At 39.0% G+C, this 9911-nt stretch carries 8 protein-coding genes and 2 tRNA genes; 6 read left to right on the forward strand and 4 right to left on the reverse strand.

The window, feature by feature from the left end:
* Positions 1 to 85 precede the first annotated feature (85 nt).
* Positions 86 to 2503: an outer membrane beta-barrel family protein gene (locus tag QZ738_RS17210; RefSeq protein ID WP_293788967.1), complete on the forward strand. Its 2418-nt coding sequence runs from the start codon at positions 86 to 88 to the stop codon at positions 2501 to 2503.
* A 79-nt stretch (positions 2504 to 2582) separates the two neighbouring features.
* Here the strand turns inward: QZ738_RS17210 and QZ738_RS17215 are convergent, their stop codons facing one another.
* A complete protein-coding gene (locus QZ738_RS17215; RefSeq protein ID WP_293788968.1) occupies positions 2583 to 3065 on the reverse strand; it encodes a GNAT family N-acetyltransferase in 483 nt (160 codons plus the stop codon).
* Positions 3066 to 3170: 105 nt separating this feature from the next.
* Between QZ738_RS17215 and QZ738_RS17220 the strand changes: the two genes are divergently transcribed.
* Both QZ738_RS17220 and QZ738_RS17225 read left to right on the forward strand, forming a co-directional pair.
* Positions 3171 to 3455, forward strand: a complete 285-nt coding sequence (locus tag QZ738_RS17220; RefSeq protein ID WP_293788969.1) for a hypothetical protein — start codon at positions 3171 to 3173, stop codon at positions 3453 to 3455.
* Between the two features lie 64 nt (positions 3456 to 3519).
* A complete protein-coding gene (locus QZ738_RS17225) occupies positions 3520 to 4122 on the forward strand; it encodes a hypothetical protein (protein ID WP_293788970.1) in 603 nt (200 codons plus the stop codon).
* 67 nt (positions 4123 to 4189) lie between these two features.
* On the opposite strand, the gene QZ738_RS17230 is transcribed toward QZ738_RS17225, so the two are convergent.
* Positions 4190 to 5791, reverse strand: a complete 1602-nt coding sequence (locus QZ738_RS17230) for a S41 family peptidase (RefSeq protein ID WP_293788971.1) — start codon at positions 5789 to 5791, stop codon at positions 4190 to 4192.
* A 365-nt stretch (positions 5792 to 6156) separates the two neighbouring features.
* Between QZ738_RS17230 and QZ738_RS17235 the strand changes: the two genes are divergently transcribed.
* Entirely contained in the window at positions 6157 to 6579 is a 423-nt protein-coding gene (locus QZ738_RS17235) for an SRPBCC domain-containing protein (protein WP_293788972.1), read from the forward strand.
* A 59-nt stretch (positions 6580 to 6638) separates the two neighbouring features.
* Here QZ738_RS17235 and QZ738_RS17240 read toward each other — a convergent pair.
* Together QZ738_RS17240 and QZ738_RS17245 are read right to left on the reverse strand one after the other, a co-directional pair.
* Positions 6639 to 6711, reverse strand: a tRNA-Phe gene (locus tag QZ738_RS17240).
* A 248-nt stretch (positions 6712 to 6959) separates the two neighbouring features.
* A tRNA-Phe gene (locus QZ738_RS17245) sits at positions 6960 to 7032 on the reverse strand.
* A gap of 229 nt (positions 7033 to 7261) precedes the next feature.
* Between QZ738_RS17245 and QZ738_RS17250 the strand changes: the two genes are divergently transcribed.
* Positions 7262 to 8557 (forward strand): (Fe-S)-binding protein, encoded by a 1296-nt coding sequence (locus QZ738_RS17250; RefSeq protein WP_293788973.1) that lies wholly within the window; start codon positions 7262 to 7264, stop codon positions 8555 to 8557.
* 154 nt (positions 8558 to 8711) lie between these two features.
* Entirely contained in the window at positions 8712 to 9500 is a 789-nt protein-coding gene (locus QZ738_RS17255) for a (Fe-S)-binding protein (RefSeq protein ID WP_293788974.1), read from the forward strand.
* Positions 9501 to 9911 lie beyond the last annotated feature (411 nt).

The raw sequence follows: 9911 nt of genomic DNA on the forward strand, positions 1-9911 counted from the left end.
AATATTTTAACCGGTTGGGATTATATAATTGTTAGGGTGATGCAACCACCTCATCTTTGAATCGTCAATACTAAAAACCAACTCAATGATGAATCCTCTATTTAAATCTATTCTTTTTACCCTGCTTGTTTTTAATTTTAAAACTGCGCTTGCTCAAAACATTAAGGTATCAGGAACGGTTACCGACAACAAAAATAACACACTCAATTATGCATCAGTAGCATTAATCCACTTACCTGATTCGGTTTCTGTATCCTTGCAGGTTACCAATGTACAAGGTTTATACGACTTTAGCAATGTTAAACCTGGCAGTTATCTGATTAAAGCTTTAATGATGGGTTATAGAAAAACCCAGTCTCCAACATTTGAAGTAAAGAATTTAACCGTTAAAGTTCCAACAATCATACTGGCAGACGAAAGTCAAAACCTGAAAGATGTTAACATTATATCAAAAATGCCCGTAATAGACCAGAAGGCAGACCGGGTGATTGTAAACGTAGAACAGATGAATACCGCAGGTGACAATGCACTGGAAGTAATCAGCAGGTCGCCAGGTGTAAAGCTCGATAAAGACGATAACATTGTACTTAAGGGTAAAAAAGGAATCAATGTAATGATTGATGGTAAGATGAGCTACATGACGGGGCTGGAATTAACTACTTATCTTAAATCGTTACCGGGATCGGCTGTGAGCAAATTAGAATTAATTTCTAATCCTCCATCTTCTTTTGATGCTGCCGGTACAGCCGGGATCATCAACATTAAACTGAAAAGAAATAAGATGCAGGGATTTAACGGAAACATGAATCTGGGCGGTGGTTATGGCCGTTATGAAAAGGTTTATGGCGGCACCAACCTGAATTACAATATCGGTAAGGTGAGTACCTATCTACGCTTAGATGCCGGACACTATAATTCATTCAACAGACTTACATTAAACAGAACCATTGGCGACGATCAATATAATCAGATTAATTTCTGGCATCCGATAACCAACAGCTTAAATTATTCTACAGGTGCCGATTATTTCATTAATGAGAAACATACCATAGGGCTGATGGTAAAAGGCTTTACTGCACCTGAAGAGACCAAAGTAAACAGCAATTCTGTAAATTATAATGCCGCAGGTATAAAAATGGGCGGCACATCCATGTTCAATCCACAAAGTAATACCGAAGAAAACCATGCACTTAATTTAAATTACCGTTTCAAAACAGATACGCTGGGAGGAGAATTAGGTTTTGATGCCGATTACGTAAGGTTCGATAATAGCAAAAACGAAACTTTCACCAATAATTATCTCGATGCAAACGATCAGCTGATCGGCAATCCAATTGATTTGCGTAACAAAGGAATGGGAAACGTTTCTATCTATTCTGTCAAAGCTGATTATAGCTTAAATTTTTCAAAAACATTAAAAATGGAAACCGGCTGGAAAAGCAGCTGGGTAAAATCACAGAGCGATGTACGTTTCGACTCGTTAAAAACAGCAGGCTGGCTTAACGATCCCCGCAGAACGAATGCTTTTTCATACAACGAGAATATTAATGCAGGCTATCTTTCCCTTGATCAAAGTTTTAAAAACCTTCAGATCAAAGCGGGTTTACGTGCAGAACAGACACTAGGCAACGGCAGCTCATCCGGTACCAATACCTTGATCAACCGAAAATACTGGAAGCTTTTCCCAACGATTTTTGTATCGTTAAAACTCGACTCAAACAACCTTATTACTGCGGCATACCGTAAAAGTATCAACAGACCATCGTACAGCAGCTTAAATCCTTTTACCTTTTATTCAGATCCATATACTGCCCTGCAAGGTAATCCATTATTACAGCCATCTTATGCCAATAGTTTCGAGTTTAATTATTCTATTAAAAGCTTCAGGGTATTAACTTTGAGTTATTCTGTAAACAATGGTTCAATATCGGAAGTGGTTTATCAGAACAACAGTACCAAAGAAAGTATCTCCAGACCAGAAAACCTGAATCGCACCATAAACTTTTACATGGCTGCCGGGAGTCCTTTTGATATAACCAAATGGTGGAACAATAGTACCGAAGTTTCGGCAGGATTTAACCGAACCGAATCAGCTGTCCAGGGAAATGGGTACAATGCTTTCTCCTGGAACTGGTCGGTGGTGATGGATAATACCTTCACCTTACCTAAAAATTATAGCTTAACCACCTATGCCTTTTACGATTCGCCATCTGTTTATGGCCTTTTCCATAACCTGGGAAGTCATCAGCTCAATATCGGTGCTAAAAAATCATTCTGGAACAAAAACGCCACGTTGGCACTAAAAGTAAACGACATTTTTAATACGAGTAAATTCAGGGCCAACCTCGAATATAACAACATTAAAACCTATTGGCAAAACGAATGGGAAAGCCGCAGGGTAAACCTGAGTTTCACCTATAAATTCGGAAATATGAAGATCAAGACTGCCCGTAAAAGACAAACGGGGACAAGCGAAGAAGAAAACAGGGCAGGCAAAAATTAACGATACGCGTAAAATAAAATCGGTTAACTCTGTAATGTTATACAGTTAACCGATTAAGCCGTATAATTAATGAAACCAGCTATAAAACCAGTAGCATCCAGATGTTACAGGCGTAATGGCCGGAATTACCCAGAGGGCCATCGAGTTTTTTAAAACCTGCCTTTTCGTACATGGTAATCGCTTTGGCAAGTTCCGGAAAAGACTCCAGATAAATTTCATTATAACCAAATTGCTGTGCAGATGCTATACTTTTCTCCATCAGCATTTTACCAATGCCTTTACCACGCGAAGCTGGAAGGGCATAAAATTTAACGAGTTCAACACAACCTTCCGGCAAGCCATCTGTTGGATAAATACCGCAGCCACCAATAATAACCCCATCCTCTTCTGCCAGCCAATAAGCAGATTCAGGATGTTCGAAAAGTGTTGCCAAATCATCCGTTGTAGGATCGGTATAAACGGTACCGGGCCTGTCTACTTTAAATTCTTTTAAAACCGTTCTGATCATGGAAGCAGTAGCAATATTATCTGCCGGAGTTATTTTCCTAATGGTTATGGCCATAGCTTATTATTTTTATCCAAAATTAAAAAACCAGCAATTGTTTTAAAATAAAAGCAAACAAAATACAAACGAATTCCATTATAAATATTAAAACTTATTGATACCATGGAAAACGAAGAAACTAAAAAAGAGACCTCACCAAACAGCGATCATCCAAAACCAACAGACTATGTACAGCTGGAAATAGAAACCGTAATACCCTCTACAGAAAAGGAAACAGCTCAACCAGATGAGTCTGCTCAAAAGACAGGAGAAGCGGAAGATGATGAAAAAGCAAATGCTAATGACCAGGTTGAAAAGACAGATACAGCGGAAAAACCGGCTGAAGAAAGTAAAGCTGATGGCGAAGATCAACGGGATGATATAGAAACCATTACGCCAAGGGCCTAAGTTAATTTTGATTAAACCCATATTGCGGCTGAAATAGTTTTAGTATTTTGGCGTTATGAATGATATGAAAAAGAGATTATTGCTTTTCTTGTTTACCATTAGCATTTTTGGTTGTGGAATTAACAGGCAGGCGCAACAGATAAAAGCACTGGAAAATTGCACCTATAAAATTACCGGCGTAAAACAGATAACAATAGCAGGAACAGATGTTAAACAATTGATGGATCAGCAAAGTTTTAGTTTAACCAGTTTACCCGGGGTAGCATTGGGTCTGTTAAGAAAAGACATTCCTTTAAAAGCCAACCTGAATTTAGAAATTACCAACCCATCAAGTAATTTAGCCGCCATCAACCAGTTCGAATATAAAATATTGGTTAATAATACTGATCTGGCAGAAGGCGTTGTTAATCAGAGTGTAAGTATCGCGCAAGGTCAGACCGTTACTGTTCCTGTACAGTTGATGAGCAATATCTACGGGTTGATATCTAATGGTAATGTTTTCAACGATATTATCAAGGCGGCTCAAAAGGGATCATCTTCAAAAGATGAAAAATTAGGCTTATTAACTATTAAAATCAGACCAACTTTTATGCTGGGCAGTACACCTGTTAAATATCCGGGTTACATCACCATCAACAAAGATATCAGCAGTAAAATACTATTGTAAATACGATCGTAAACAAAAAATGCCCGCTTAACATGTCTAGTCAAGCGGGCATTTTTATTAAGCTTCGTTAAAATTTCTTGTGGGGTGTCATCACCATACCTTTAAATCCGTTTGGATCCAGCTTTTCATCCAACTCCCTCAACTGAGCTATTGACAATTTGGGAACTGCTTTGGTTGCAGTGCTTAAACTAGATGTTTTTTTTACTGTAGTTACAAAATTTCCATTCTTCGCATAGGTCAAAGCGTAATTCAGCAAGGTCTCGGTTTCATCCCCCCATGTTTTCCTTAAATCTTCTGGTGATTCTTTGTCAACCGTAAGGCCACTATAATAGCCTCCCACTCCAAGTTTGTTTTTGGTTTCAAATTCCGGAATATACATATCCACCTTATCTATCCTGATCGGAAAGAAACCAACCGGTTTACCATAAGTTGTTCTCCCAATTAACTTGACATCGATTACCGGTTTTAAGCTATTAATGGTGAGTTCACTGGCTGATGCTGTAGCGCCCGTTACGATAAAATAAATTCTATTCAAGGCTAAACTACCTGATTTAGCAAACTTTTCTACGTTGTCTGCAGCTGTTGGTGAATAATTTAAATCAGCATAAGTCGCATATTTTCCATTTACCCCCGTGGTAAAGGTTTGCAATTTACCAGCATCATCCAACAAAGGTTGGTGTGCTAAAACAGAGCTTTTCCGCTGGGCTGTAGTTATATTTTGCAGATAATCGTTGTAGTAAGAAGTAAACATGGTGTTACCGTTTTCCGCTGAAGGTGCCAGCAGATTAATCATTTCGATAGCGGTTGAAACATAGCCGCCGCCATTATAGCGTAAATCAACAACCACTTCGCTAACCCCCTGCGTAGCAAAATTAGCAAAAACTGCACTTATGGCTGACGAGGAATTATTAGTAAAACTATTAAATACAATATAACCTACCTTCTTTGTACCCACCGTATAAACGTTTGTAAACAGTATCGGATTAACCGTATAGATACCGCTTGATATTACAGCAGTTTTAGAATTGCCGGCAATATCATTAAAAACTAAGGTGACTGTTGCGTTTGTGCCAAAAATAGCATTATTTAAAAAGTTAACCGCGCCCGGATAAGTCAGATCGGTTCTTCCGTTCACACTGGTTATCCTACAACCACGTGTTAATCCCTTCAATGCTGCCGGCGAGTTGGGATAAACATATTTCACCATGAGATCAGTAGTGCTATCGTAATTATACTGAACAGAAAAACCATAATCATTTGCCGAACCATTTACGTCGGCTTTAAGCGATCCTGTCTTTCCTGTAGTCGCTGCTGCATAATCAAAGAAAGAATATTTAGGTTCACCGGAATTGCTTACATATTCATATGGTTTGCCTGTTGCCGGATCTAAGGAATACTGTGTCATGGCATATAGTTCTGCCTCATTCGAACTAAATCTCCTTGGATTGAACACTTCATAGGTTGGCAGCGAAGTGTTCCAATAATAGAGTTCTTTTCCGTATAAAAAAATAGAATCTTTAGTTAGTTCATCGCGGGTTCCGCTGGGCGTAGTTACAACGGGAGGTGTTTCAGGCTCTTCAGGAACTGTACTACTCTTTTTACAGCCACTAAGGGCTATAAAGCTTAGAAAACTTAGTGCAGCCAGATGAAGGAATCTCTTATTTCTCATAGAAATTATTATAGTATAATGTTCAATATACGGATTAGGCAGCGGTAAGGTTGTTTAAAAATGAAGTTTTATCTATCCAAAACTCCATCTTATTCGAAATATTGTACGCCTATACGTAGATGTTGATGAACTACGTAAATCTACCGATTAAATTACTTTTTACCATGATATTTTACTGAATTTAAAAAGTATTTAAAAGTGGTGCCGGGATATTATCTCTTATGCCCCCAAAAATTGTCGTCTTTGCACCGCATTTGTCGATCAATTTATGCGCAAATTTGATCTAACAAGTTAAGAATCAATAGCAGTAAATCTAATTCCTAATTAATCGGAGTGGAGAATAACGATAACTTAAATTATACCTTATGGAAAAAATTCAATTTAAAACCACAATTAACGCACCAAGAGCGAAAGTTTGGGATGTACTTTTTGGTTTAAAAACCTACCCTGAGTGGACCGCTGTATTTGCTGAAGGATCGCAGGTGGAAACCGACTGGAAAAAAGGAAGCCGGGCCATTTTTGGAGATGGAAAAGGAAATGGGATGGTTGCAATGATCCACGAAAATATCCCCTATCAACACCTTTCCATCAAACACGTGGGCGAAATCAAAAATGGCAAAGAAAAGCTACACAATTGGGGCGAATCTTTTGAAAACTACACCTTAAACGAAAAAAATGGCGAAACCGAACTGCTGATCGATATGGATATGGTTAAAGAATGGGTAGAATATTTCACAGAAACATGGCCGAAAGCTTTAGCTAAAGTGAAAGAAATAGCCGAAAGATAAGATTTCAAGAAATATCTAAAAACCAAAAAAGCCTTTCATTACTGAAAGGCTTTTGGAAGTGGTGCCACCTGGATTCGAACCAGGGACACAAGGATTTTCAGTCCTTTGCTCTACCGACTGAGCTATGGCACCATCCCGTTTGGGATTGCAAATGTAGTATTCTTTTTCCCAAATCCAAAAAACGATTTCAGTTTTTTTCTATGAATGCAATGATCATGCATCAACTTTTTGATATGCAGGATGATGCAAAAAAAATTATTTTTTATTCATTCATCTAATCGTTCGTACAGAGGATCCAAGATCCATTGTTACGCTAATATCGAACATTTGAAAACCAACTAAAACCAAAAAAGCCTCTCATTTCTGAAAGGCTTTGGAAGTGGTGCCACCTGGATTCGAACCAGGGACACAAGGATTTTCAGTCCTTTGCTCTACCGACTGAGCTATGGCACCATCCGTTTGGGATTGCAAATGTAGTGTTCTTTTTTCAAAAGCAAAACTTTTTTTCGATTATTTCATTGCCACACTGATTATCAATTAATTAATTTTTCATTTTTTGAAATCTACATGATCATCTTTGCTTAGAATGAATACAAACAAAAATTTTTTACCATTTATTTATGCATGCATAGTAATTTATTTAGATTAATATTCTATTTTAGCACTACAATCTCATATTTGCATGGTAGCACAGATTCTTTTTCTAGTACTCACGCTTGCAGCAATTGCGCTGTTTACAGTTAATCTGCGTAAAATAATTCGCAATATTCGCCTGGGCAAACCGGTAAATCGACAAGATCAACCGCAAAAAAGGTTAATAACCATGCTCCGGGTGGCTTTTGGCCAATCTAAAATGGTCGTCCGCCCTATCCCTGCCTTTCTGCATTTTTTTGTGTACATCGGCTTCGTCATTATCAACATCGAAGTGTTGGAAATCATGATTGATGGGTTATTCGGCACACACCGCATCTTCAATGGTCTGGGCGGTTTATATAACTTCCTGATTGGCGCTTTCGAAATCCTGGCTTTTACAGTGTGGGTTTCCTGTGCTATTTTTCTTGTCCGCAGGAATATCCTAAAACTTAAACGCTTTAGTGGTATAGAGATGAAAAGCTGGCCAAAATCTGATGCCAACTATATTCTCATCACCGAGATTTTATTAATGAGTGCTTTCCTGTTCATGAATGCGGCAGATGCAAAATTACAGCTTTTGGGCGCCAGCCATTATGTTACTGCCGGTGCATTTCCGGTAAGCCAGTATTTAATGAACATCCTACCCTCATCAGAAAGTGCTTTGGTTATCATTGAGCGTAGTTGTTGGTGGTTCCACATTATTGGTATCTTAGCATTCCTAAATTACCTGCCCTATTCAAAACATTTTCATATCCTTTTTGCCTTCCCCAACACCTATTTTTCCAATCTGGAACCTAAAGGAGAGTTTACCAACATGGCCTCGGTTACCAATGAAGTAAAAGCGATGCTCGATCCTTCCTTTGTGCCGGCAGAAACCGAAACAGGTAAGTTTGGCGCAAAAGACGTAACTGATCTGAGTTGGGTAAACCTGATGAATGCTTATACCTGCACTGAATGTGGTAGATGTACCTCGGTATGTCCGGCCAACATTACTGGGAAACTTTTATCTCCACGCAAAATTATGATGGATACCCGCGACCGTATTACAGAAGTGGGCCAGAATATTGATAAACATGGCGAAGCACACCAGGATGGAAAATCGTTATTGGATGATTACATCAGCAGAGAAGAAATTTGGGCCTGCACCAGCTGTAATGCCTGCGTTGAAGCCTGCCCGGTAAATATCGATCCATTACAGATTATTATGGAACTGCGACGTTTTGCTGTGATGGAAGAATCGCAGGCACCTGGAAGTATTAATGCGATGCTGGGCAACATTGAAAATAACCAGGCGCCTTGGAAATACTCTCCTGCTGATCGTTTTAACTGGGCACAAGAGAGTTAGCAGTTAGCAGTTGACAGTTTTCAGTTGACAATGAGTTAAATAACAATGAAATCAAGTCTGATACCCGATACCTCATACTTGATACCAGATTAAACAATAATCACATCAAGTCTTGATACTTAATACATCATACTTGATACTAGATAATAGACAAATGGAATTTAAAGTCCCTACAATGGCCGAGTTAATGGCCGCAGGTGAAGAACCGGAAATATTATTTTGGGTAGGCTGTGCCGGAAGTTATGATGAAAGAGCGCAAAAAATTACCCGCGACATTTGTAAGATTTTACATCATGTAGGCATTAAATATGCGGTCTTGGGCACAGAAGAAAGCTGTACCGGAGATCCTGCCAAAAGAGCCGGCAACGAGTTCCTTTTCCAGATGCAGGCGATGACCAATATTGAGGTGTTGAATGCCTATAACATCAAAAAAATTGTTACCGGATGCCCTCATTGTTTTAACACCATCAAAAACGAATATCCGGGTTTAGGAGGCACTTATGAAGTCATTCACCATACGCAACTGATACAGGATTTAATTAACGAGGGCAAACTGAAAGCCGAAGGAGGCGAAAGTTTCAAAGGTAAAAAAATCACTTATCATGATCCTTGTTATCTGGGCCGTGGGAACGGAATTTACGAAGCACCAAGAAAAGCTTTGGAAGTACTTGATGCGCAATTAGTAGAAATGAAACGCTGCAAAAGTAATGGCTTATGTTGCGGTGCCGGCGGTGCCCAGATGTTTAAAGAACCAGAAAAGGGAAATAAAGACATCAACGTAGAACGTATTGACGAGGCTTTAGAAACCAATCCACAATTTATTGCAGCAGGCTGCCCATTCTGCATGACCATGTTAAGTGATGGCATCAAACTAAAAGATAAAGAACAGGAAGTTAAAGTGCTTGATATTGCTGAGATTACAACAAGGGCAAACGGCTTGTAACAACTGATTTAGGTCAACTTGATAAAAGCTGTACCATAAGAATAGTTGTCAATCTTAGCGTTAGCCTGCATCATTCCCAACCCGATCCGATGGTTATCGGATGGAAACTACGTAGTGTTCATGAGTACCAATAAAAAAACAAAAAAATTAATGAATAATCTTCATGCAAAATGGCATCCGTTCGACCAGGTTTAGCCTGGTCATTTTTCTTCTGACAGGTCGGTTTTCCCGTTGCACAAACCTAAGTTTATAGCCCTGATCGCAGCGGCATCCCCCGATCCTTCATCCTACCGTGTGGACACATCTTTTGCTAAGTTTCAGGGATATTTTTGATTCTCCATCCAATATTTATTTCAGCGAATTTTTGTAGCCCAATCCATAATGTTGTTATTCCAGGCGGTCTTTCGCTTG

Source organism: uncultured Pedobacter sp., from assembly GCF_913776295.1.
In the GTDB taxonomy this organism is placed as follows: Bacteria; Bacteroidota; Bacteroidia; order Sphingobacteriales; family Sphingobacteriaceae; genus Pedobacter.

Coding starts and splice junctions, on each gene's coding strand:
- QZ738_RS17210 (WP_293788967.1), top strand. CDS start 86: ATGATGAATCCTCTATTTAAATCTATTCTTTTTACCCTGCTTGTTTTT.
- QZ738_RS17215 (WP_293788968.1), bottom strand. CDS start 3,065: ATGGCCATAACCATTAGGAAAATAACTCCGGCAGATAATATTGCTACT.
- QZ738_RS17220 (WP_293788969.1), top strand. CDS start 3,171: ATGGAAAACGAAGAAACTAAAAAAGAGACCTCACCAAACAGCGATCAT.
- QZ738_RS17225 (WP_293788970.1), top strand. CDS start 3,520: ATGAAAAAGAGATTATTGCTTTTCTTGTTTACCATTAGCATTTTTGGT.
- QZ738_RS17230 (WP_293788971.1), bottom strand. CDS start 5,791: ATGAGAAATAAGAGATTCCTTCATCTGGCTGCACTAAGTTTTCTAAGC.
- QZ738_RS17235 (WP_293788972.1), top strand. CDS start 6,157: ATGGAAAAAATTCAATTTAAAACCACAATTAACGCACCAAGAGCGAAA.
- QZ738_RS17250 (WP_293788973.1), top strand. CDS start 7,262: ATGGTAGCACAGATTCTTTTTCTAGTACTCACGCTTGCAGCAATTGCG.
- QZ738_RS17255 (WP_293788974.1), top strand. CDS start 8,712: ATGGAATTTAAAGTCCCTACAATGGCCGAGTTAATGGCCGCAGGTGAA.